The following is a 23548-nucleotide window of genomic DNA, read 5'->3' as shown; positions in this document are numbered from 1 at the left end:
TTATTGGTTTTATTACGACCCTAATCCTGCCACACAACTGCCTCGCTGCGCTCGCTCCAACGAAAAGCGACGGACATACGACCCGATCCTCTGTGGCACGGCGATAGCCTACGGATTCTTCACGCTGACCAGGCTCATCAACCCCGCCAGCGGGAAGTCGCCCTCAAGCTCCGCCAGGCTGGCCGTGGACATCGGCTGCGGCTGGCGCTGATGACCATGCTGCAAAAAGCTGATCAAACTGCCGACCAGCGGCTGATGACTGACCAGCAGCACGTTGTCATCGCTGTCGAGCTTGCTCAGGACCTCCAGCGGATTACCCTCCGGCGTGAGCCAAGGCACCGTGCGGATATCCGGTTCGAAACCCAACGCGTCCCGCACCAACTGCGCAGTCTGCTGCGCCCGCACGTACGGGCTGGCAATGATCGCGCTGAGCGGCTGGCCGATCAGGTGCGCCGCACTGCGCAACACCTCGGCGCGGCCATGCTCGGTGAGGTTGCGCTCGGCATCCGTGCGGGCCTGACTCTCGGCCTCGCCGTGACGCAAGACCCACACTTTCATAGCTTCGGCTCCTCATCACGCGCCGGATGCGGCGTCGGCGGCACGCTGTGGGCGGCTTCGCCCTCGGGAGCGCGCGGGGTTGGCCAGTCGGCGAACGGCCAAGGCTTCTGCTCGGTGTGGAAGCTGCCAAAGCGGCCGATCTGGGCAAGAAACTGGCTGAGGCTGTCGCCGAAGTTCATCAGGCCCAGGTTCGGCGCGCTGTACACCAGGCGGTAGATCAACTGCACCACCACCAATGCGCCGAGCAGGAACTGCGCCACCTGCCACACCAGGGCAAACACCAGCATCCACAGGATGCGCAAGAGGATGGACTCGTACTTGGGGGCTGCTTTCGGATCGTTCATGGCGCGTTCCTCAGTTGAAACCACTGGTGGAAATAAAGTCGACGTCGGTTTTGGGCTCGGCCCGCATCAGCAACTCGATGACCTGGTTCAAGGTGCGCCCTTCAAACAGGATCGCGTGCAGCCCGGCGACCAGCGGCATGTACACGCCGACTTCCTGGGCCTTGGCCTTGAGCACCTTGAGGGTGTTGACCCCTTCGGCCACTTCGCCCAGGCGCGTCACCGCGTCTTCCAGGCTCAGGCCCTGGCCCAGGGCGAAACCCACCTGGTAGTTGCGGCTTTTCGGCGACGAGCAGGTGACGATCAAGTCGCCCACGCCGGCCAGGCCCAGGAAGGTCATGGGGTTGGCGCCCTGGTTCACCGCGAAACGGGTCATTTCCGCCAGGGCGCGGGTAATCAGCATGCTCTTGGTGTTTTCGCCCATGCCCAGCGCCACCGCCATGCCGGCAATGATCGCATAGACGTTTTTCAGCGCCCCGCCCAGCTCCACGCCAAAGCGGTCGCCACTGGCGTACACGCGGAAGGTCCGGCCATGCAGCACCGCCTGGACGCGCTCGCACAACGCCTCATCTTCGCTGGCGATCACCGTGGCGGTCAGTGCGTGCTCGGCGACTTCCCGCGCCAGGTTCGGCCCGGACAGCACGCCAATGCGCGCCTGGGGGGCGATCTCGGCGAGGATTTCGCTCATCAGCTTGAAGGTGTGCGCCTCGATGCCCTTGGTCAGGCTGACCAGCAGCTTGCCCGCCAGGCGCTCGGCATGGGGCGCAAGCACCGCGCGCAAGGCGCTGGAAGGCAGCGCAACAAAGCACAGGTCGCAGTCCGTCAGGGTGGCCAACAGGTCGGTGACCGGCTCGACCGCCGGATGAATTTTGATGCCTTTAAGGTAACGCGGGTTTTCGCGGTGTACGCGAATGGCCTCGGCCTGCTCGGGATCGCGCATCCACTGGCGCACCGCATGGCCGTTCTCGGCCAGCAGGTTAGCCACGGCGGTACCAAAACTTCCGCCTCCCAGGACCGCAATAGGGCGCTGTTCAGTCATATGCAATCCGTTAATCCATACCAGTGGCGATGGCGGCATTATACGGGGCGACCCGCTTGCGGCCAGCCCCCGTATCAAATCGTGGGCCTGTCGAAAACTGCCATGTCCGTGTGACGGAATTGCAAGGGCGACGACTGGCAAATAGCCTCACCTCGGTTAACATGGGCGGCTATCCGTCATTATCAAGGCCATGTCGTGTATTTGGGCCCTCCTTCCCGTTCATCTCTACTGCTTATGCTGTTGTGCAGTGCACCTGCGCTGGCTGACGACCTGTTCCTCGACAGCCAGCCGCTGCCGCAGGTCTTGACCGCCACGCGCCTCAAGCAATCGGCCGCCGCCGTGCCGGGCAGCATGACCGTGATCGACAGCGAGTTGATCAAGGCCAGCGGCGCAAGGGATATCAGCGAGCTGCTGCGCCTGGTGCCGGGGATGATGGTCGGCTACAACACCGGCAACCAGGCGGCGGTGAATTACCACGGCACCAGTGCCAGCGACGCGCGCCGCATGCAGGTGTTGATCGACGGGCGTTCGGTGTACCGCGCCGGCCTGGCCACGGTGGACTGGAGCGACATCCCGGTAGCAATGGAAGACATCGAGCGCATCGAGGTCTTCCGCGGCCCCAACACCGTCAGCTACGGGGCGAATGCCTTGATGGCGGTGGTCAATATCCTCACGCGCTCACCGGCCAACAGCCATGGCTCACGGGTGAAGGTGATTCGCGGTGAGCGCGGCATCAATGACTTTTATGCCAGCCAGGGCGTGGGCTGGGAAACCGGCGATCTGCGCCTGTCGCTGTCCGGGCAACAGGACGATGGCTTTGACAGCGATGCCGCTGGCGCCGACCGCCGGGACGGCCGTCGCCTCAACCGCTTCAGCCTGGCAGTGAGCCAGACCTTGAACGCGCAACAGAGTATCGACTGGCAACTGAATGCCAAGGAAGGCACCAACCAGCGTCCTTACACCTATACCCCGGTATTCGCCGGGATTACCGAGGGCGGCGACAATTCCGATGTCACGGCCAAGGACTACGCCGGTTCCCTGCGCTGGAACTTTGATTTCAACCCAGAGCACAGCCTGTATATCCAAGGCTCGGCCCAGCAGTGGGACCGCCGGCAAATCTGGAAAGCCTGTGACGCCAAGGTCTCGTTCAGCCCCGAGCTGACCCAGTTGTGGCAGCTCAACCCCAACTATGCCGAACGGCTGGCCCGGCATATGGACACCTACAGCCAGGGCACCGCGCCACCGGGCAGCGCCGCCGAACAAGCCTTGGCCAACCAGGTACTGGACCAGTGGCGCAACGGCGCCAACCAGAGCGTATGCGGCGACATCGACCAGAGCACCCGCGAAAGCCGCTACGACGTGGAAATCCAGGATACCCTCAGCCTGTCCGACAGCCTGCGTCTGGTCAGTGGCATGAACTACCGCTACGACCGCGCCGACTCCGATACCTACTTCAACGGCACCCTGGACGACACCACCTGGCGTCTGTTCGGCCAGTTGGAATGGCGCGCCAGTGAACATTGGCTGCTGCAAGGCGGCGCCATGTTCGAAGACACGCACCTGAGCGGCCCTTCGCTGACGCCCAGGGTGGCGGTCAACTATTTGATCAACCCGCGCCACGGCTTGCGCGCGGTGTACTCGGAAGCCATCCGTTCGCCGGACATGTTCGAGAACAATGTCAACTGGAGCTACCGCGTCACCAACCTCAGCTCACCGACCTATGGGCAGAGTTCCGGACAGTACTTCGTGAAGACGCGGGGCCCGGGCAACCTCGACAAAGAACTGATGCGCTCGCGGGAACTGGGCTACAACGGCTTCTTTGCCGACATCGGGCTGAACATGGACGTGAAGGTGTTCTACGACGAAATCACCGACATGATCAGCTCGCCGCTGCGTAATAACCAGTACATTGCCAGCAACGCCAACAGCTCACGCTTCACCGGCGCCGAGTCCCAGTTCGACTGGCGCGTGAGCAACGCCGACCGCCTGCGGCTGACTTACGCGTATGTCGACGCTACCACCAGCAACCCACTGGACAAAGCACAGACCGCGCGTAACAGTGGCTCGGCCGGCTGGTTGCGCGAATGGGGCCAAGGTTGGTCCAGCGCGCTGTTCTACTATGGCGACGACGCACTCAACCAATATCGTTTCGAACGGGTCGACCTGCGGGTGGCCAAGCGCATTGCCCTGGGCAAAGCCAACGTGGAGCTGGCCGGCATGTTGCAACAACGCCTCGATAACCAGCCCACCACTTGGGCCGATAACACTTACGACCATCGCCACGTACTCTACTTCAGCGCGGAGTTAGAGTTCTGACATGGGCGACTCGTCACGGATGACCTTCTTCTTTATCTACAGGCTGCGGCGACTTGCCGGGCTGCTGGCCGGCCTGTTGCTGTGCGCACCGGCATGGAGCGCCGAAATCCTGCTGACCGCCGCCGAAGACAGCGCCGGGGTGCAGGCCTTTACCCAGGCGCTGGCCCGACAACGCCCCGAAGACCGCGTCACCTTCACGTCCCTCGGCGACTTGCCAGCACCCAGCCACCTGCCCGCCGGCACACGCCTGATCCTGCTCGACCTGCCCGGCCTCGACTGGCGCCTGCGGGATACCCAAGGGCCTCCGACGCTGGTACTGCGCATCAGTCGGCTCCAAGCCCATCAGCGCCCGGAGGCCTCACGGCACGCGCGGGTCAGCCTGTTGTGGAGCGACCCGCCACTGGAGCGGCAGCTGCGCCTGATCAACAGCGTCCTGCCCCAGGCACGGCGCATCGGCGTGCTCTACGGCACCGACAGTGAATTCCTGCTGCCCGAATTGCGCCAGCATGCGGCGGCCCTGGAGCTGGAGATCGTGCCGCAGCGCTGGGACAACACTAACGACAGTCGCCCGCTGCAAACCCTGTTCAGGAACAGCGACGTGCTGCTCGGCCTCGATGACCCGCAGCTGTACAACCCGAAGACCGCGAAAAACCTGCTGCTGAGCAGCTACGCCCAGCAATTGCCGCTGTTCGGGCCCAATGCAGGGTTTGTGCGCGCCGGCAGCCTCGCCAGCACCTACAGCGACCAGGACGATTGGCTGGCGGTACTCGATCGTTTGCTCGACCAGCCGCCGGCCGCTTGGCCACGCGCGCTGTACCCCGACCACTTCAAAGTAGTGGGCAACGCGCAGGTCGCACGCTCACTGGGCATCGAACAGGTGGACGAAGCCAGCGTCGCCGCCCGAATGGCCGAAGGAGAAAAACGCCCATGACCTTGCGTCGTCGTTGGGACATCAATACCCGCACCCAGCTCATCACCCTGGGGCCGGCGCTGTTGCTGACGTTGCTGTTGATCAGCTTCTTCACCTTCGTGCGTATCCAGGACCTGCGCCAGGAACTGGACCACACCGGCCAATTGATCGCCAACCAACTGGCACCGGCCACCGAGTATGGGGTGATCTCGGGCAACAACGACGTGCTCGACAGCCTGCTGCGCGCCACGCTGGCCACGCCCCATGTACGTTTCCTGGAGATTCAGGACAGCAGCGAAAATATCCTCGTGTACGTCGAGCAACCCTCGGAGAAACACGACCGCGCGCTGTCGGTAAAAGTGTTCCAGGCGCCGATTCGCCTGCAGCATATCCAGCTGGGCAATGACTTTTTCCAGGACAACCTCAACGAACCCAAGGCCCCCGCGCGGACTACCTGGGCCGGGTGATCGTCGGCATGTCCAATGACGCCTTCAGCCAGCGTCAGCAGGAGATCCTGTTCAAGGCCGGTATCCTCGCGCTGTTCGCCCTGCTGTTTACGTTCCTGCTCGCCCGGCGCCTGGCGGCGAGCCTGTCGCAACCGATCAGCGCCATGGGCCATGCGGTCAAGGCCATCCAGCAGGGCGACTACAAGACGCCGCTGCCGATTGTGGATGATTCGGAGCTGGGCGACCTGTCGCGGCATATCAACAACCTCGCCGAAGGCCTCAACCAGGCCAGCCGCGAACAACAGCAGGCCATGGCCCAGTTGATCCAGACCCGCGAAGAGGCGGAACGGGCCAACAACGCCAAGTCAGACTTCCTGGCGATGATGAGCCACGAACTGCGCACGCCGATGAACGGCGTACTGGGCATGCTGCAACTGCTGGAAACCACCGACATGACCGAGGAACAGACCGAGTACGCGGCGCTGGCCTCCGAATCCACCGAGCATTTGCTCAAGGTGATCAACGACATTCTCGACTTCTCGCGCATTGAACGCGCGGCCCTGGAACTGGAACATATCCCCTTCAACCTGGCCGACCTGATCAACAGTTGTGCCCAGGCCTTCCAGCACAGCGCCCAGCAGCGCGGGCTGGCGCTCAAGCTGCCGATCCCGCCCGGCATGGACGCACTGCGGGTACAGGGCGATCCGACGCGGATCCGCCAGATCCTGGTGAACCTGATCGGCAATGCCTTGAAGTTCACCGAACACGGCACCGTCAGCGTCGAGCCCCACTGGCAGGTGCTCGACCATGAGTTGGTGTGGTTCACCTGCACCGTGCGTGACAGCGGCATCGGGATTTCCGCCGAGCGCCTGGAATTGATGTTCGATGCGTTCCAGCAAGCCGACAGTTCCATTTCAAGACGTTACGGCGGTACCGGTCTCGGGCTGCCCATCGCCCGTACCCTGGCCGAACGCATGGGCGGCACGCTGCGCGCGCAGAGCGAAGAAGGCAGTGGCTCGGTGTTTACCCTGGAGATCCCCCTGGCCATCGACCCGCACAGCCAGCCGTCGATCGCCCTGGATGCCGAGGGCAAGCACAGCGCCGGCGAGGGTCGCCATGTGTTGCTGGTGGAGGACAATCCGGTCAACCGCACCGTGGTCGAAGCCATGCTGCGCAGCCTGGGCTTTGAAGTCAGCCTGGCCACCGATGGCGCCGAGGCGATCCGCAGTGCCGAGAGCCTGATATTCACCGCGATCCTGATGGATTGTCGCCTGCCCTTGATCGACGGTTATGAAGCCACCCGGCAGATTCGCCAACTGCCCGGCTGCGCCGACCTGCCGATCATCGCCCTGACGGCCAACGCCTTGCAGGGCGACCGGGAGGCCTGCCTCGCGGCCGGAATGAACGATTACCTGGCCAAGCCGTTCAAACGCACGGATTTGCAGCAAATCCTACAGCGCTGGGTGCAATAGCGGCGCGCCATCAGCCAACTCCGACTGGCGTGAAAGACGAAAGTGCGGCAGTCTTAGGCACCCGAACGGGCCCCTGAACGGGCTCGGTTTAAAATTTCAGTGAACAAGTGTACATTCAGTACCTTGCCGCTGTGACTTTCACTACAACGCAATAGTCTATGTGTAGGCTGCCGACATGAGGCATGAACGCTTCATTCGGTTCGGGAAGATTTGCCCTACCCTGCCGCATGGGATTATTGAGGAGCTCGCATGACCAAACAAAACGCCTTTACTCGGGAAGACCTGCTGCGCTGCAGTCGCGGTGAGCTGTTCGGCCCAGGTAACGCGCAACTGCCCGCCCCGAACATGCTGATGGTGGATCGCATCACCCATATCAGCGAAGAGGGTGGCAAGTACGGCAAAGGTGAATTGGTCGCCGAGCTGGATATCACCCCGGACCTGTGGTTTTTCGCCTGTCACTTCGAAGGTGACCCTGTCATGCCGGGCTGCCTGGGCCTCGACGCCATGTGGCAACTGGTCGGCTTCTACCTGGGCTGGCAAGGCCTGCCAGGCCGTGGCCGCGCCCTGGGTTCGGGCGAAGTGAAGTTCTTTGGCCAGGTCCTGCCGACCGCCAAGAAAGTCACCTACAACATTCAAATCAAGCGCGTCCTCAAGGGCAAGCTGAACCTGGCCATCGCCGACGGTTCGGTGACTGTCGACGGTCGCGAGATCTATACTGCCGAAGGCCTTCGGGTCGGCGTATTTACTTCCACTGACAACTTTTAAGGGTTATCCGCATGCGCCGCGTCGTTATCACTGGTCTGGGCATTGTTTCTTGCCTGGGCAATGACAAAGAGACCGTCACCGCTAACCTGCGTGCAAGTCGCCCTGGCATCCGCTTCAACCCGGAATATGCCGAAATGGGTCTGCGTAGCCAGGTTTCCGGCTCCATCGACCTGCCCCTCGAAGAACTGATCGATCGCAAGATCTATCGCTTCGTGGGCCACGCTGCCGCCTACGCCTACCTGGCCATGAAAGACGCCATCGCCGACTCCGGCCTGAGCGAAGACCAGGTATCGAACGTACGCACCGGCCTGATCGCCGGCTCCGGCGGCGCATCGACCCTCAACCAGATGGAAGCGCTGGACATCCTGCGCGAAAAAGGCGTGAAGCGCGTTGGCCCGTACCGTGTCACACGGACCATGGGCAGCACCGTTTCGGCCTGCCTGGCCACGCCGTTCCAGATCAAGGGCGTGAACTACTCGATCTCCTCCGCATGCGCTACCAGTGCACACTGCATCGGCACCGCCGTCGAGCAGATCCAACTGGGCAAGCAGGACATCGTGTTTGCCGGCGGCGGTGAAGAAGAACATTGGAGCCAGTCGTTCCTGTTCGACGCCATGGGCGCCCTGTCCACCCAGTACAACGAAACCCCGGAAAAGGCCTCCCGCGCCTACGATGCCAAGCGTGACGGTTTCGTCATCGCCGGCGGTGGCGGCATGGTGGTGGTCGAGGAACTGGAACACGCCCTGGCCCGTGGCGCCAAGATCTACGCGGAAATCGTCGGCTACGGCGCCACTTCCGATGGCTACGACATGGTTGCGCCAAGCGGTGAAGGCGCCATCCGTTGCATGCAGATGGCCATGTCCACCGTGGACACCCCGATCGACTACCTGAACACCCACGGCACCTCGACTCCGGTCGGCGACGCCAAGGAAATGGAAGGTGTACGCGCGGTATTCGGCGACAAGGCCCCGGCCATCAGCTCCACCAAGAGCCTGTCGGGTCACTCCCTGGGCGCCGCCGGCGTTCACGAAGCGATCTACTGCCTGCTGATGATGGAAGGCAACTTCATGGCCGGTTCGGCCAACATCGACGAGATCGACCCGGTCGTCGCCGATATGCCGATCCTGACCAAGACGGTTGAAAACGTCAAAGTCGACACCGTGATGAGCAACAGCTTCGGCTTCGGTGGCACTAACGCCACCCTGGTGCTGAAACGCTGGCAGGGTAAGTAAGCCCCGCAGATTGATCACATGAAAAAGCCCCGACTGGATCGGGGCTTTTTTATGGGCGACTGGATTTGAGACCGCATTTGCGTGAGACGAAAACGCAATATCAACGCGCACCCTCATCGCCGCGAGGTTTAGGCAGGATGGCCAGGAAGTTGTCCCTCGCCACTTTGTGGGCAACATCCTCAGGCAATGCATCAAGGAATACATCAAAGCGGTGCATTTCCTTACCCAGCTTGTTGAAACGCCCGACGACATCCGAACCCAGCATAAAGCGCTCCGGGAAGCGCTCCACCAGCGTTACCCACTCCGGCCGAGGCTTGCCCCCATCATCCAGCAAGTAAGGCGTGAGCATGCTCCAGGACAGGTCGATATACAGGTTGGGGTAGGCCTCGAGCATACGGTTCAAGGTGGGCAGCAAAAAGTCCATCTGCACCTGGTGGCGGTGTATTTCCTTGCTGGTACCGGCGTGAGCCCAGATAAAGCGGGTGTGCGGGTGGTTGCGCAGCGGCTCTTCGATTTCGGCCAAATACAGCGGGTTACGCTCGCGCTTGGAGGTGATATTGGAGTGCAGCATCACCGGCAAGTCGTTTTCCGCCGCCAGGTGATAGATGCGCGTCATGGCCTCGTTGTTGGCGCGCGGGGTATCCCCCGATGTGAGGGCGGTAAGGTCGTCGTGACGGGTAAACACTTCACCGATGCCTTGCCATAGCCCCGGATTGAGGTCGAGCATGCGCTGGATATGGGCATCCGAATTCTTGTCATTGGGGTTGAAGCCGGACAGAAACGGATGAAAGTGCTGGCGCTGTTCAGGTGTCAGTTTATTTACCGCTGCAGCAACAATCACGTCCGTGGCGCTGTACCAATAGGCATCCGCGTCATCACCGGCGTAGTAGCGTGGGCGCTTGGGCTCGTCTTCGTGCCATTTCTTTGCGACGGGAATGCCGGAAATCATGACATGCTCGATGCGATTATCTGCCATCGCCTTGAGCAATGTGTCCATCCCCGCCGTTTCCTGGAAGAAATCCACGTAGTGCAGGTGGGCATCGCTGTAGGCATAGTCGCGAGCCTGTGTGGCAAGGCTGTTGGCGGCGAGCAACAGGGCGAGACTCAAGCGGGTCCAGGGCACGGTATAACCTCGATAAGGGCGAATACCGGTAGACCTTGCGCGCCATACCGGGGTTCAGCCGGCAAAAAATGTGGAACACCCCCGTGCCAGCATGCTCTATAACTGCATGACCTTCCTTCTGCCACCCCGTGAGGTTTGCCATGCCTGTTACCGTCAATACGCTGAACGCCGACAACTTCCGCCACAGCGTCAATATCAATAATCACGAGCTGTTTACCGACCTGCCCAAGAGCCTGGGTGGTGACGACTCGGCGCCCTCCCCCCACGATTACTTCGACGCCGCGCTGGCATCGTGCAAGGCGCTGACCGTCAAGCTCTACGCCCAGAAAAAAGACATCCCCCTGACCGGCGTCACCGTGGAAGTCACCCACGACGCCAGCGAAGAGCAAAAGGGCAAATACAGGCTCAACGTCAAGCTGACGCTCAAGGGCGTACTCACCGACGAACAGCGCGACGAGCTGCACCGCGTGGCGGATCGCTGCCCGGTACACAAGCTGATGACCACCGCCGAGGTCACCATCGAAACCCGCCTCTCTGAAGGCGCGTTCAGCCAATAGCGGCAACCTCCCGTCGAGCGGGTTATGCTCATTACCCTACAACCCGCTCAGACTGGGACGCACCATGACCACCCTCACCGTGATCCGCCCACGCCCCGAAGATGTCGAAGGCCAGCCGATCCTGCGCCCGCTGCCCTCGCGGGAATGTCGCAGCGTCGGGCCCTTTGTGTTTTTCGATCATATGTTGCCGACCCGCTATGCACCGGGCAGCGGCATGAACATCCGCCAGCACCCGCATATCGGCCTGTCCACCCTCACCTATCTGTTCGAAGGCGCACTGCTGCACAAGGACAGCCTGGGGTCGGATCAAGTGGTAGAGGCCGGCGATGTCAGCTGGATGACCGCAGGCGGTGCAATCGCCCATGTCGAGCGCACACCCGAGGCACTCAAGGCCCGTGGTTTCAGCATGCATGGCCTGCAAGTATGGCTGGCATCGCCCAAGGACCACGAAGAGGGGCCGGGGCACTACAGCCATCACCCTGCAGCGAGCCTGCCGGTGAGTGACAACCTGGGCGTGCGGATTCGCCTGATCGCCGGCAGTGGCTTCTGCCTCAAATCACCGGTGCCGGTGCTGTCGCCTACGTTGTATGCAGATGTACACATGCAAACGGCCACGACCCTGCTGATTCCTGACGAGCACGAGGAACGCGCGGTGTATATGCTGGAGGGTGAAGCCCAGCTGGAGGGTGAACAGCTTGAGGTGCACAGCCTGGTGGTATTGCCGGCCGGGCAGGCAATGACCCTGTTCGCCGAAAGCGATTGCCAGTTGGTGGTGTTTGGCGGAGCACCGCTGGATGGGCCACGGCGGATCAATTGGAATTTTGTCGCGAGCGATCCGTTGAAGATCGAGCAGGCCAGGCAGCGCTGGGCCGCTGGGGATTGGCCGACGGTGCCGGGTGAAGCTGAAAGAATTGAGTTGCCGGTGAGATAGCTATCGGGGGCAAGCCCCCGATGACGCTGGAACAGGCGCTGAAGATTCAGCCCTTGAACACTTCATCCAGCAAGTTATGCATCGACCGGAACGCCCGTGCAGCGGTCTTGGCGTCATACATCATCTTGCCCGGCACATTGGCGTGCGGGTCGGTGAAGGAATGCACCGCACCGCCGTAGCTCAGCAATTGCCAGTCCACGCCGGCCGCGTTCATTTCATCTTCGAACGCCGGCAGTTGCTCTTTCGGCACCAACGGGTCGGAAGCACCGTGCAGCACCAGCACTGAACCCTTGATGTTTTTCGCATCTGCCGGGTTCGGCGTGTCGAGGGTGCCGTGGAACGATACGGCAGCCTTCAATGGCGCACCGGTCCGTGCCAGCTCCAGGGAGCAGCAACCGCCGAAGCAGAAACCAAAGGTGGCCAGCTTAGAGGTGTCCACTGCCGCTTCGGTCTGGCCCTGCAGCTGCTCAAGGGCAGCCTGCATGCGTTTGTTCAGCAACGGGCGATCATTCTTCAACGGCATCATTGCGGCGCCGGCTTCATCGCCATTCGACGGGCGCACGGTTTGCCCGTAGAGGTCGGCGATCAGCACCACGTAGCCCTTGGCGGCAACGCTCTTGGCGATCTCTTCGGCCCCCGCACTCACCCCCATCCAGTTCGGCGCCATCAGCAGGCCGGGCAGCGGGTTCTTTTGGCTGGCATCGAACGCCAGGCGGCTTTCATAAGACTGGCCATCAATCTGATAGACCACGGAACGCACGGTGACTTGGCTCATCATTTTCTCCAGTTAGGGTGCACTAGAACGAAAAAACCCGCCGAAGCGGGTTTTTCTACAACGGTATCAAACCGACAGTTCAACCAACAGCTTGTTCAGTCGGCGCACGTAGGCGGCCGGGTCCTTGAGGCTGTCGCCAGCGGCCAGGGCCGCCTGGTCGAAGAGGATGTGGGACAGGTCGCCAAAGCGCTCTTCGCTCTGCTCGCCGTCGAGTTTCTCGATCAACGGGTGAGCCGGGTTGAATTCGAAGATTGGCTTGGAGTCCGGGACCTTCTGGCCGCTGGCTTCGAGGATCTGGCGCATCTGCATGCCCAGGTCCTGCTCGCCGATGGCCAGGATCGCCGGGGAATCGGTCAGACGGTGGGAAACCCGCACTTCGCTGACGGCATCGCCCAGGGACGCCTTGATCCGTTCAACCAGGCCTTCTTTGGCCTTGGCGACTTCCTCGGCTTGTTTCTTCTCTTCCTCGGAGTCCAGGTTACCCAGGTCCAGGTCGCCACGGGCCACGTCGACAAAGGATTTGCCGTCGAACTCGTTGAGGTAGCTCATCAGCCACTCATCGATACGGTCGGTCAGCAGCAGCACTTCGATGCCTTTCTTGCGGAAGACTTCCAGGTGCGGGCTGTTCTTGACCTGTGCGTAGGTTTCGCCGGTCAGGTAGTAAATCTTGTCCTGGCCTTCCTTGGCACGTGCCAGGTACTCGGCCAGGGACACCACCTGCTCGCCCTCTTCACCCTGGGTGGAAGCAAAGCGCAGCAGACCGGCGATTTTTTCCTTGTTGGCAAAATCTTCCGCCGGGCCTTCTTTCATGACCTGGCCGAAGTTTTTCCAGAAACCCTTGTATTGCTCTGGCTCGTTCTTCGCCAGTTTTTCCAGCATGTCGAGCACGCGCTTAGTCAGCGCCGACTTCATGGAATCGATGATCGGGTCTTTTTGCAGGATTTCCCGCGACACGTTCAGCGACAGGTCATTGGAGTCGACCACGCCCTTGATAAAGCGCAGGTACAGCGGCAGGAACGACTCCGCCTGGTCCATCACGAACACGCGCTGCACGTAGAGCTTCAGGCCCTTCGGCGCTTCACGCTGGTACAGGTCGAACGGCGCACGGGCCGGCACGTAGAGCAGCGAGCTGTATTCCAGCTTGCCTTCGACCTTGTTGTGGCTCCAGCTCAGCGGATTTTCGTAGTCGTGACCGATGTGCTTGTAGAACTCCTGGTATTCCTCGTCCTTGATCTCGGTACGCGGACGGGTCCACAGGGCACTGGCGCGGTTGACGGTTTCCCATTCCTGCGCAGGCTTCTCTTCACCTTCGGCAGCTGCTTGTTCTTTCGGCAGCTCGATCGGCAAGGCGATATGGTCGGAGTACTTCTTGATGATATTGCGCAGGCGCCAGCCGTCGGCGAACTCGTCTTCACCGGATTTGAGGTGCAGGACGATGCGGGTACCACGGTCAGCCTTGTCGATGGTGGCGATTTCAAATTCGCCCTCGCCCTTGGAAGCCCAGTGCACGCCTTCGCTGGCGTCAAGGCCGGCACGACGGCTGAACACTTCAACCTTGTCGGCCACGATGAAGGCCGAGTAGAAGCCCACACCGAACTGGCCGATCAGGTGCGAATCTTTCTTCTGGTCGCCGGACAGGTTTTTCATGAAGTCGGCGGTACCGGATTTAGCGATGGTCCCCAGGTGGGTGATCGCATCTTCACGGCTCATGCCGATACCGTTGTCTTCGAGGGTGACGGTATTGGCGTCTTTGTCGAAGCTCACACGGATTTTCAGTTCCGCGCCACCTTCCAGCAGCTCAGGCTTGGACAGGGCTTCGAAACGTAATTTGTCGACAGCGTCGGAGGCGTTCGAGATCAATTCGCGAAGGAAGATTTCCTTGTTGGAATACAGCGAATGGATCATGAGGTGCAGCAGTTGCTTCACCTCGGTCTGGAAGCCCAGGGTTTCCTTTTGAGTTTCCACACTCATGGTCATCAAACTCCAATTGGATGGCAGTGGCCGCGCCCTGAAGGGTTGGCGGCGGGTTGTCATCAAAGTTGGGGGCTAAGAGCAGGATTTCAAGGGCGGACCACGTCCTCGATCTTGAAATGCGCACGGGCGGTGGCGATGGGCTCGGCGGCGGTGGTTTGCCAGGCGGTGATCGCCACATTCGCCACCCGTCGGCCCTGGCGCCACACCTGGCATTTGGCGTAAGTGTCGCGAAACTGGCCGGCGCGCAGGTAATCGAGGGAGAAATCGATGATTTTCGGGAGGCCCGGCGCTCCGGTAAATACCAGCAGGTGCAACGCCGCTGCCAGTTCCATGAAGCCGGCAATCACCCCGCCGTGAAGCGCAGGCAATATGGGGTTACCAATATTGTCCTTGTGGGCCGGCAGGCGAAACAGCAATTCATCCCCCAGCCGGGTGCATTCGATCCCGATCAGTTTGGCGTAGGGGATCAGGTCCAGCAGCGCCTCGTAGCTGCCGCGCTGATGAGCCTGTTCCAGGCGGGTCTTGAATCGATGGGTCATGCCTGCTCTCCTTTGATGGCGCGCCCCAACCCTTGGGTGCCCTTGAGACGCTTGCCCATGCGCATGAAGGTGCCCACCACATGGGCGATGGGTTGTTGCGGGTCGTCCTGGTAGGCAAAACCACGGGTGAAGATCACGTCGGTGGTCACCCGGTAGCACTGGGCGAAACCATATACCGGCTTATGCGGCTCGGCGGGATGCATATAGTCGACACGCAGGTCCAGGGTAGGGCACACCTCGAACTCCGGCAGGACACACAGAGTGGCCATGCCGCAGGCGGTATCCATCAAGGATGTCAACGCGCCACCGTGGATCACGCCGGTCTGGGGATCACCCACCAACTGCGGCGCGTAAGGCATGACCAACGTGATGCCCTCCTCGCTGGCATGATGAACGCTGATACCCAGCACCTGACAATGGCGCAAGGCTGAGACAAAGCGCGTCGCGCGCTCTAACAAGGGATTTTCGGTCATTCGTTGCAGACTCTTATTAGTGTTGATGGGCGAAATAGACGGTGCGGGCGAAAGTTCCTTTGAGGTCGTTGTTTATATATCTGTGGAATAAAAGGAACTAATGCTGAACGGCCATGCTCGAAAGGCCAGTAGATATCTTCACTAAGGAGAAACACCCCATGCGTAAGACTTTAGCTATTTCCATGATGTTGGCCGCTGCCCTCGGTCTCGCTGCTTGCGACAAGAAATCCGAAGACAAAGCACAAGATGCCGCAGCGCATTCTGAGCAAGCTCAAAAAGACATGGCGAAAGCTCAGGATAAAGTGAACGACGCTGCGAAAGAAAACGCCGATGCTGCCAAAGCTCAGGCTGAATCGAACGAAGCCGCCGCAAAAGAAGCAGCACCAGCTACTCCTGCCACCGGTTCCTGATACCGCGGCATGAAATAGCTTCGCTGCAAAAAGAAAGCCCGCTTATATAGCGGGCTTTACTTTGCCTGTTGTTTTTAACTCAGCGCGTCACGCATTAAATCTCCTCTTTGGCCGGCTCAGGCATCGGTGTATCCGTCTGCGTATACACCATCACTTGTAGTACGTCGGAATGAAACTCCCGGCGATACAACACAAACACCACCCCGGCACTCATCAACATGAACAACCAGGGGCTGACGAACCACGCCAGCATGGTCATGCCGAAGTAATAAGAACGCAGGCCAAAGTTGAACTGGTTGGCGGCCATGGAGATCACCCGCGCCGCACGCAGGGCAAACGCCTTGCGCTCCAGCTCCGACACATGCCGTTCACCGATCATCGGTGCCGACCCGACCAGCACAGCGGCAAAGTTGTACTGGCGCATGCACCAACTGAAGGTGAAGAAGGCATAGACAAAGACCAGCGCCAGGCAGAGCAGCTTGATCTCCGACATGCCCTGGGAGGCCTGCTGCACCATGGGTATGTCCGCCAGCAATGACACCGCCCGTTCGGAGGCCCCCAGCACCGTGAGAATGCCGGCGAGGATGATCAAGGTGCTGGAGGCGAAGAATGAGGCATTACGCTCCAGGTTGCCGATCACGCTGGCGTCGGCGATGCGGTTGTCGCGCAGCAGCATGCGGCGCATCCAGTCCTCGCGATACAAATGCAGCACGCTGGCCAGGCATGCAGTGTCCCGCGCCTTCCAGGTGGCATAACGGGTGTAGCCGCCCCAGCACAGGATGAACCAGAGGGCGGCAAGCAGGTGGATCTGATTGGCTTCGACGAACGACATGCGGGTCCTTGCAGAAAGAAGATTGAGAAACTTTTTGCGTCTGTTCGACGTTAGCGCAGAGAAAAAGACACTGCCTTGCGCTCAAAAAAAATGCCCCTTATCAATCGATACGGGGCATTTCAGTGCAAGCCAAAGCCCGCGAGTTAAGCGATAGCTTCACTACGCTTGCCGAGCACTCGGTCGACCACCACAGCCACGACCAGCGTCATCACCGAGGGCACCAGCCACGCCAGGCCTTGCTCACTCAGCGGCAGGTTCGCCAACTGCGAAGGCATCCAACCCGCCAGACCCGCGCCCTTGAGCGCGTCGATGCAGCCAAAGATGAACGACACCAGCATCACCGGACCGACGATACGGCCCTGCTCCTGCCAGAAGTCTTTGCAGAAACTCAACGCCACCAGCACGATGCACGGCGGGTAGATCGCAGTGAGTACCGGGATCGAGAACGCAATCAGCTTGGTCAGGCCCAGGTTCGACACGAACAGCGAGAACAGCGCCAGAATGACGACCAGCGCCTTGTAGGACAGCGGCAGGATTTTGCTGAAGTACTCGGCACACGCGCAAGTCAGGCCGACGGCTGTGACCAGGCATGCCAGGGAGATCAATACAGCCAGGAACCCACTGCCCAGGGAGCCGAAGGTGTGCTGAACATAAGCGTGCAGCACTGCGGCGCCATTGGCAGCACCGGCAGCGACTTCATGGCTGCCCGACCCAAGGCGGAACAGGCTGACATACACCAGCGCCAAACCGACGCCGGCAATCAACCCGGCAATGATCGCGTAGCGGGTGATCAGCTTGGGCGATTCGACCCCACGGGAACGGATCGCGTTGACGATCACAATGCCAAACACCAGCGCCCCCAGGGTGTCCATGGTCAGGTAACCATTGATAAAGCCCTGGGAGAACGGTGCGGCGACGTATTCCGGGGTGGCGACACCCACCTCACCTGCCGGCAGGGCAAAGGCGGCAATGCCGAGGATGGCCAGGGCGATGATCTTCAGCGGCGCCAGGAAGCGCCCCACGGTGTCCAGCAGTCGGCCCGGGTACAGTGAGACAAAGAACACCACCAGGAAATACACCGAGCTGTAGAGGAACAGCGCCAGCGGGCTTTCGCCGGTCAGCGGCGCCAGGCCCACTTCAAACGAAACGGTCGCGGTACGCGGGGTGGCGAACAGCGGTCCTACAGCCAGATACGCCGCCGCCGCGAGCAGGCCACCGGCGATCTTGCCGATCGGGCTGCTCAGCGCGTCCATGCCGCCACCGACCTTGGCCAGGGCGATCACGGTAACCACCGGCAGGCCAACGGCGGTGATCAGGAAGCCCAGCGCCGCCATCCAGACATGAGGCCCGGACTGCAAACCAACGATAGGCGGGAAGATGATGTTGCCGGCGCCCACGAACAGGGCGAAGGTCATGAAGCCCAACGCCAGGATGTCCTGGCTTTTCAACACTTTCATTTGAGGAAATACCACACTACTGAATCGGAATTTAGAGAGGGATTCCCTATGGATGAGGGAAATGCTGCCGGCCCTTATGGGCACCGGCCGGTCTAGCGCGCAGCTTCCTTTTGGGAGGCGGACGCATAAAGAGGCGGCTAGGGTACAGAATTAGCCTGACAAACGCACCGTTGCGGGGCGAACTGTCCGATAAGCGACATCTTGATGTCGCGTTTTCATACTTAATTTGGCAATACAAACAAAATTGTGGGAGGGGCTTGCCCCCGATTGCGGTGCGTCAGTCCCACATTAGCTGGCTGATGCACTGCAATCGGGGTGTAGAACCGTAGACATCGTTTACATCTGAAACCGGGAACATCGTTTACACATTTGAGGCCTGGACGCGGGTCATACCTCGTCCAAGCCTCCCCAAGGGATAATCACACAGGTACAAATCCCAAGCATCATCTTCAGCTTCTTTGAGCCCTATCCTTTCCCCGGACAGCGCCTCGCTGATAAATACCAACTTGCCGTTCCACTTGATCGATCCGTCCTGCCTGACGCTTCGAACTTTCATTTCTGCCGGATATTCCACATCGGGCAAGCATCCTGGATAAATTCGGGTGGACGGCACATACAAGTCTCCCGGACTTTTCATGCCGAGCGCTTCGTGAGGGCGTACGTAATTAAACTCATGCCTGAAATGCTCCAGCAAAAGCTGCTGCTCGACTAAGTTTTTCCCTAAGGGCAACTCAAGTTTCAAGCTACGGTGCATTCGTTCATGGCGACCATTCTGGGCAGGTCTTCCCGGCATGGTTCGCTCGGGATAAATACCCAGCCGAATCCACCAAACTGCCAGTGTGGATATTCTTGCCAGGCCAGGAGAGGCGAACGGTACCCCGTTGTCTGAACGGATAACTTCCGGCATGCCGTACTCCTGAAAAAGCCTCTCAAAGGCCTGTTTTACGGGCTGGGTCATGATCTTGGGATGGGCCCTACACGCTAAAATCAGCCGCGACGCATGGTCTGTGACGGTCAAAGGGAAGCACATCTGAGCATTAAGCATCTTGAACTGCCCTTTGTAGTCAGCACACCACGTCTTGTTAGGTTCGTCGGCCTTTCGCATTTGTGCGTGGGAAATGCTGTGTCGGCGTTTGAAGCGCCGCTTTTTGACGAGCCCAAGTCGGTCAAGCCATTGACCGGCCGTACTTGGAGAGGGCCAGGTGACGCAGGGATCTTCCAGCCGTAATAGTTCGAGAAGCTTTTTCGGCCCCCATTTATCGTGAGCCTCCTTCATCGCGACTACACGGGCCAAAATCTCGTCGTCGGTTTTATTTGGGCTGTTGTGAGGTCGCCGGGACAGTTAGGATAAAGACCTCAAATCGCCGTCGTGCCGGGCAATCCACTTATCGACGGTAGGTCGGCTAACGTCAAAGCGGCGTGCCAACTGGCTTTTGGTGAAGTTGCCAGAAAGCCAATCAGCTACCAGCTTGATTCTTTGATTCATGGGGGACTCTTGGTTCCAGGGCATGATCAGTTACCTCCTGATCATGCGTATTAGCCTGTAAACCATGTCCCCGGTTAGAAATGTAAACGATGTCCCCGGTTTGTACCGGGGCAAGCCCCCTCCCACATTTGAATCGTCAACAATCTGCAGAATGCACAAAGGCCACCCGAAGGTGGCCTTTGCTGGTAAAGCGTCAGCTAAGCGCGAGGCTTACTTGACAGCCCAACCGGTCAGCTCGGCCAAGGCCTTGCCGATGTCTGCCAGCGAACGCACGGTTTTAACGCCTGCGTCTTGCAGTGCAGCGAATTTCTCGTCTGCAGTGCCTTTGCCGCCAGAGATGATTGCGCCCGCATGGCCCATGCGCTTGCCCGCAGGGGCAGTCACACCAGCGATGTAGGAAACAACCGGCTTGGTTACGTGTGCCTTGATGTAGGCAGCCGCTTCTTCTTCAGCCGAACCGCCGATCTCACCGATCATCACGATCGCTTCGGTCTTCGGGTCTTCCTGGAACAGCTTCAGGATATCGATGAAGTTGGAGCCCGGGATCGGGTCACCGCCGATGCCGACGCAAGTCGACTGACCGAAACCGGCGTCAGTAGTTTGCTTCACAGCTTCGTAGGTCAGGGTGCCGGAACGGGAAACGATACCGACTTTACCTGGCAAGTGAATGTGACCTGGCATGATGCCGATCTTGCATTCGCCTGGAGTGATCACGCCTGGGCAGTTAGGGCCGATCAGGACTACACCCAGCTCGTCGCACTTAACTTTAGCGTCCAGCATGTCCAGGGTAGGAATGCCTTCGGTGATGCACACGATCAGCTTGATGCCGCCGAATGCCGCTTCCAGGATCGAGTCCTTGCAGAAAGGAGCTGGAACGTAGATCACGCTGGCGGTGGCGCCAGTGGCAGCTACAGCGTCTTTCACGGTGTTGAACACTGGCAGGCCCAGGTGCTCGGTGCCGCCTTTGCCCGGTGTTACGCCGCCAACCATCTTGGTGCCGTATTCGATGGCTTGCTGGGTGTGGAAACTACCTTGCGAACCGGTAATACCCTGGCAGATAACTTTGGTGTCTTTATTGATCAGGACGCTCATTATTTGCCCTCCGCAGCTTTGACAACTTGTTGAGCAGCGTCGGTCAGGCTGGTAGCCGCGATGATGTTCAAACCGCTTTCTGCCAGTACTTTAGCGCCCAGTTCAGCGTTGTTGCCTTCAAGGCGAACAACAACCGGGATTTTAACGCCGACTTCTTTCACTGCACCGATGATGCCTTCGGCAATCATGTCGCAACGAACGATGCCGCCGAAGATGTTGACCAGTACTGCAGCGACGTTGGAGTCGGACAGGATGATCTTGAAGGCTTCGGTTACGCGTTCTTTGGTAGCACCACCGCCTACGTCGAGGAAGTTGGCTGGTTTGCCGCCATGCAGGTTGACGATGTCCATGGTACCCATGGCCAGGCCGGCACCGTTGACCATGCAACCGATGTTACCTTCCAGGGCTACGTAGTTCAGTTCGAACTTGGCAGCGTGCGCTTCGCGCGGATCGTCCTGGGACGGATCGTGGAAAGTCTTCAGCTTAGGCTGACGGTACATGGCGTTGGCGTCGATGTTGATCTTGGCGTCGAGGCAGTGCAGATCGCCGTCAGCCTTGATCACCAGCGGGTTCACTTCCAGCAGGGCCAGATCGTGATCCTGGAACAGTTTGGCCAGACCTACGAAGATCTTGGCGAACTGGGCAACTTGCTTGCCTTCCAGGCCCAGCTGGAAAGCCAGCTCGCGACCCTGGAATGGCTGGGCGCCAACCAGTGGATCGATAGTGGCTTTCAGGATTTTTTCTGGGGTTTCGTGAGCGATCTTCTCGATGTCCACGCCACCTTCGGTGGAAGCCATGAACACGATGCGACGGCTCGAACGGTCAACGACAGCGCCCAGGTACAGCTCTTTAGCGATATCAGTGCACGATTCAACCAGGATCTTGGTGACTGGCTGGCCATTGGCATCAGTCTGGTAAGTCACCAGACGCTTGCCCAGCCACTGCTGTGCGAAGGCCTTGGCGTCTTCTTTGCTGCGAACCAGCTTAACGCCGCCCGCTTTACCGCGACCACCAGCGTGGACCTGGGCTTTGACAACCCACTCGGTGCCGCCGATTTTGTCGCAAGCTTCTGCTGCTGCTTCCGGGGTGTCTACTGCGTAGCCCTTGGAAACTGGCAGGCCGTATTCAGCGAACAGCTGCTTACCCTGATACTCGTGAAGATTCATGCTTTTTACCGTCTTCGTTAGGTACTGCGCATTCGGCGCTGCGCTCATTATGAGTGCCGCGCCACCTGTGACTGCTGCTTGCGCAACTTGCGGGGCTCAAGGCCCGTAAAGCTGCGCAAGACTGCGTCCAGCGGATATTCCGCGGTGAGTCTTGCGCGCAAGGCTCACGACGGGCAACTCCGCCGTGGTTTCTTATTATCTCGCTTAGCGCTTCTTCTTGTTGGCGATGTGGATGGCATGGCCATTCACTGCCAACGCGGCTTCGTGCAGCGCTTCGGACAGGGTCGGATGGGAGAAGACCATCATGCCGATGTCCTCGGCACTGGTGCCGAATTCCATACCGATCGCGCCCTGCTGAACCAGTTCTGCTGCGCCTGGGCCAATCACGTGGACGCCCAATACGCGGTCAGTCTTGGCATCAGCGATGACTTTGACAAAACCACCGGTGTCGTTGGCTGCCATGGCACGGCCAGAAGCGGCGAACGGGAAGGTGCCGACGTTAACTTCAACGCCTTCAGCTTTCAACTGCTGTTCGTTCTTGCCGACCCATGCAATTTCAGGGTGGGTGTAGATAACCGATGGGATCAGGTCGTAGTTCATCTGGGTCTTGTGACCCTTGATGCGCTCGACCACCATGATGCCTTCTTCGGAAGCCTTGTGCGCGAGCATCATGCCGCGAACCACGTCGCCAATGGCGTAGACGCCCGGAACGGTGGTAGCGCAGTGATCGTCAACGTGGATGAAACCACGCTCGTCGATGTTCACGCCGCTGTCGGAAGCCAGCAGGTCGGTGGTCACCGGACGGCGGCCCACGGCGACGATCAGCTTGTCGAACGTGATGGTCTGTTCGCCATCCTTGTCGGTGTAGGTCACGACGACTTCTTCGCCGTTGACCTTAGAGCCGGTCACGCGAGCGCCCAGCTTGATGTCCAGACCTTGTTTGGTCAGGGTTTTCAGCGCTTCCTTCGACACTGCGGTGTCAGCAGCCAGCAGGAACGTGTCCAGGGCTTCCAGCACGGTCACTTCGGAACCCAGGCGGGACCAGACCGAACCCAGTTCCAGGCCGATGACGCCGGCGCCGATCACGCCCAGGCGCTTAGGCACGGCCTGGAATTCCAGGGCGCCGGTCGAATCAACGATCACGTTCTGGTCAACCGGAGCCGGTGGAATGTCGATTGGACGCGAACCTGGGGCCAGGATCACGTTCTCGGCTTCGATGACTTCTACCGAGCCGTCCGGCTTGGTGATCTCAACTTTCTTGCCGGCCAGCAGTTTGCCGTGGCCTTGCAGGGAAGTCACATCGTTGGCCTTGAACAAGGTCGCAACGCCGGAAGTCAGGCCTTTGACGATGTTGGCTTTACGGCCGACCATTGCTGGCACGTCCATGGTCACGCCGGCATGGTTGATGCCGTGGATAGCGAAGCCGTCCTGGGCTTCGTGGAATTTCCAGGAGCTGTCCAGCAGCGCCTTGGAAGGAATGCAACCGACGTTCAGGCAAGTACCGCCCAGTGCCAGTTTGCCTTCCTTGTCGGTGTATTTTTCGATGCAAGCAGTCGAGAGGCCCAGTTGTGCGGCCTTGATGGCGGCAACGTAGCCGCCAGGACCTGCACCAATCACTACAACGTCAAATTTCTGCGACATGAAAATAGTTCCT

The 23548-nt window shown here is 59.9% G+C and carries 20 protein-coding genes and 2 pseudogenes; 8 read left to right on the top strand and 14 right to left on the bottom strand.

What is annotated here, in order from left to right; genetic code table 11:
* Nucleotides 1-108: 108 nt before the first annotated feature.
* The 3 genes from sixA to NIBR502773_RS24555 are packed head-to-tail and all read right to left on the bottom strand — an operon-like array spanning nucleotide 109 to nucleotide 1938.
* Nucleotides 109-558, bottom strand: coding sequence for a phosphohistidine phosphatase SixA (gene sixA, locus NIBR502773_RS24565; RefSeq protein WP_141157165.1), 450 nt, complete (start codon nucleotides 556-558; stop codon nucleotides 109-111).
* Nucleotides 555-902 (bottom strand): DUF4389 domain-containing protein, encoded by a 348-nt coding sequence (locus tag NIBR502773_RS24560; protein WP_141157164.1) that lies wholly within the window; start codon nucleotides 900-902, stop codon nucleotides 555-557. The genes sixA and NIBR502773_RS24560 overlap by 4 nt, the downstream gene beginning before the upstream one ends.
* Nucleotides 903-912: 10 nt before the next feature.
* Nucleotides 913-1938 (bottom strand): NAD(P)H-dependent glycerol-3-phosphate dehydrogenase, encoded by a 1026-nt coding sequence (locus NIBR502773_RS24555; RefSeq protein WP_141157163.1) that lies wholly within the window; start codon nucleotides 1936-1938, stop codon nucleotides 913-915.
* A gap of 195 nt (nucleotides 1939-2133) precedes the next feature.
* Between NIBR502773_RS24555 and NIBR502773_RS24550 the strand changes: the two genes are divergently transcribed.
* From NIBR502773_RS24550 to fabB, 5 genes and pseudogenes are all read left to right on the top strand, one after another.
* The gene (locus NIBR502773_RS24550; RefSeq protein ID WP_373682354.1) at nucleotides 2134-4254 is read left to right on the top strand and encodes a TonB-dependent receptor plug domain-containing protein; all 2121 of its coding nucleotides are present in this window, start codon (nucleotides 2134-2136) and stop codon (nucleotides 4252-4254) included.
* A 1-nt stretch (nucleotide 4255) separates the two neighbouring features.
* Complete coding sequence (locus NIBR502773_RS24545; protein WP_141157161.1) at nucleotides 4256-5185, top strand: ABC transporter substrate-binding protein; 930 nt, start codon at nucleotides 4256-4258, stop codon at nucleotides 5183-5185.
* Nucleotides 5182-7082, top strand: a pseudogene (locus NIBR502773_RS24540) (ATP-binding protein). Before NIBR502773_RS24545 ends, NIBR502773_RS24540 begins: the two are co-directional and overlap by 4 nt.
* Before the next feature lie 249 nt (nucleotides 7083-7331).
* Nucleotides 7332-7847, top strand: coding sequence for a 3-hydroxyacyl-[acyl-carrier-protein] dehydratase FabA (gene fabA, locus NIBR502773_RS24535; RefSeq protein WP_003210552.1), 516 nt, complete (start codon nucleotides 7332-7334; stop codon nucleotides 7845-7847).
* 11 nt (nucleotides 7848-7858) lie between these two features.
* On the top strand, nucleotides 7859-9079 hold the full coding sequence (gene fabB, locus NIBR502773_RS24530) for a beta-ketoacyl-ACP synthase I (RefSeq protein WP_027607070.1): 1221 nt from the start codon (nucleotides 7859-7861) through the stop codon (nucleotides 9077-9079).
* 100 nt (nucleotides 9080-9179) lie between these two features.
* On the opposite strand, the gene NIBR502773_RS24525 is transcribed toward fabB, so the two are convergent.
* Nucleotides 9180-10202: an amidohydrolase family protein gene (locus NIBR502773_RS24525; protein ID WP_115488119.1), complete on the bottom strand. Its 1023-nt coding sequence runs from the start codon at nucleotides 10200-10202 to the stop codon at nucleotides 9180-9182.
* Nucleotides 10203-10342: 140 nt separating this feature from the next.
* On the opposite strand from NIBR502773_RS24525, the gene NIBR502773_RS24520 reads away from it, so the two are divergent.
* Together NIBR502773_RS24520 and NIBR502773_RS24515 are read left to right on the top strand one after the other, a co-directional pair.
* Complete coding sequence (locus tag NIBR502773_RS24520) at nucleotides 10343-10759, top strand: OsmC family protein (protein ID WP_065924497.1); 417 nt, start codon at nucleotides 10343-10345, stop codon at nucleotides 10757-10759.
* A 64-nt stretch (nucleotides 10760-10823) separates the two neighbouring features.
* A complete protein-coding gene (locus NIBR502773_RS24515) occupies nucleotides 10824-11690 on the top strand; it encodes a pirin family protein (protein WP_141157160.1) in 867 nt (288 codons plus the stop codon).
* Between the two features lie 46 nt (nucleotides 11691-11736).
* On the opposite strand, the gene NIBR502773_RS24510 is transcribed toward NIBR502773_RS24515, so the two are convergent.
* From NIBR502773_RS24510 to NIBR502773_RS24495, 4 genes are all read right to left on the bottom strand, one after another.
* On the bottom strand, nucleotides 11737-12465 hold the full coding sequence (locus NIBR502773_RS24510) for a dienelactone hydrolase family protein (RefSeq protein WP_027607066.1): 729 nt from the start codon (nucleotides 12463-12465) through the stop codon (nucleotides 11737-11739).
* Nucleotides 12466-12531: 66 nt separating this feature from the next.
* Nucleotides 12532-14436 carry a molecular chaperone HtpG gene (gene htpG / locus NIBR502773_RS24505; RefSeq protein ID WP_141157159.1) on the bottom strand — a complete coding sequence of 635 codons (1905 nt, stop codon included), beginning with the start codon at nucleotides 14434-14436 and terminating at the stop codon, nucleotides 12532-12534.
* A gap of 89 nt (nucleotides 14437-14525) precedes the next feature.
* Nucleotides 14526-14978 carry a PaaI family thioesterase gene (locus NIBR502773_RS24500; RefSeq protein ID WP_065939925.1) on the bottom strand — a complete coding sequence of 151 codons (453 nt, stop codon included), beginning with the start codon at nucleotides 14976-14978 and terminating at the stop codon, nucleotides 14526-14528.
* Nucleotides 14975-15451, bottom strand: coding sequence for a PaaI family thioesterase (locus NIBR502773_RS24495; RefSeq protein WP_027607063.1), 477 nt, complete (start codon nucleotides 15449-15451; stop codon nucleotides 14975-14977). Before NIBR502773_RS24495 ends, NIBR502773_RS24500 begins: the two co-directional genes overlap by 4 nt.
* A 158-nt stretch (nucleotides 15452-15609) precedes the next feature.
* Between NIBR502773_RS24495 and NIBR502773_RS24490 the strand changes: the two genes are divergently transcribed.
* Complete coding sequence (locus NIBR502773_RS24490) at nucleotides 15610-15861, top strand: hypothetical protein (protein ID WP_010211724.1); 252 nt, start codon at nucleotides 15610-15612, stop codon at nucleotides 15859-15861.
* A 94-nt stretch (nucleotides 15862-15955) separates the two neighbouring features.
* On the opposite strand, the gene NIBR502773_RS24485 is transcribed toward NIBR502773_RS24490, so the two are convergent.
* The 6 genes and pseudogenes from NIBR502773_RS24485 to lpdA form a co-directional block, all read right to left on the bottom strand.
* Nucleotides 15956-16693 carry a DUF599 domain-containing protein gene (locus NIBR502773_RS24485; protein ID WP_141157158.1) on the bottom strand — a complete coding sequence of 246 codons (738 nt, stop codon included), beginning with the start codon at nucleotides 16691-16693 and terminating at the stop codon, nucleotides 15956-15958.
* A 143-nt stretch (nucleotides 16694-16836) separates the two neighbouring features.
* Entirely contained in the window at nucleotides 16837-18150 is a 1314-nt protein-coding gene (gene brnQ / locus NIBR502773_RS24480; RefSeq protein ID WP_027607061.1) for a branched-chain amino acid transport system II carrier protein, read from the bottom strand.
* 361 nt (nucleotides 18151-18511) lie between these two features.
* Nucleotides 18512-19660: pseudogene (locus tag NIBR502773_RS24475) on the bottom strand (integrase core domain-containing protein).
* 186 nt (nucleotides 19661-19846) lie between these two features.
* Entirely contained in the window at nucleotides 19847-20728 is an 882-nt protein-coding gene (sucD, locus tag NIBR502773_RS24470; RefSeq protein ID WP_003172813.1) for a succinate--CoA ligase subunit alpha, read from the bottom strand.
* Nucleotides 20728-21894, bottom strand: coding sequence for an ADP-forming succinate--CoA ligase subunit beta (sucC, locus tag NIBR502773_RS24465; RefSeq protein WP_003233235.1), 1167 nt, complete (start codon nucleotides 21892-21894; stop codon nucleotides 20728-20730). Before sucC ends, sucD begins: the two co-directional genes overlap by 1 nt.
* A 204-nt stretch (nucleotides 21895-22098) precedes the next feature.
* The gene (gene lpdA / locus NIBR502773_RS24460; RefSeq protein WP_141157157.1) at nucleotides 22099-23535 is read right to left on the bottom strand and encodes a dihydrolipoyl dehydrogenase; all 1437 of its coding nucleotides are present in this window, start codon (nucleotides 23533-23535) and stop codon (nucleotides 22099-22101) included.
* Nucleotides 23536-23548 lie beyond the last annotated feature (13 nt).

The organism is Pseudomonas sp. NIBRBAC000502773 (assembly GCF_006517195.1).
GTDB classification, from domain to species: domain Bacteria; phylum Pseudomonadota; class Gammaproteobacteria; order Pseudomonadales; family Pseudomonadaceae; genus Aquipseudomonas; species Aquipseudomonas marginalis.
The sequence above is the reverse complement of the archived record's forward strand: the minus strand, read 5'-3'. Positions and strand labels throughout refer to the sequence as shown.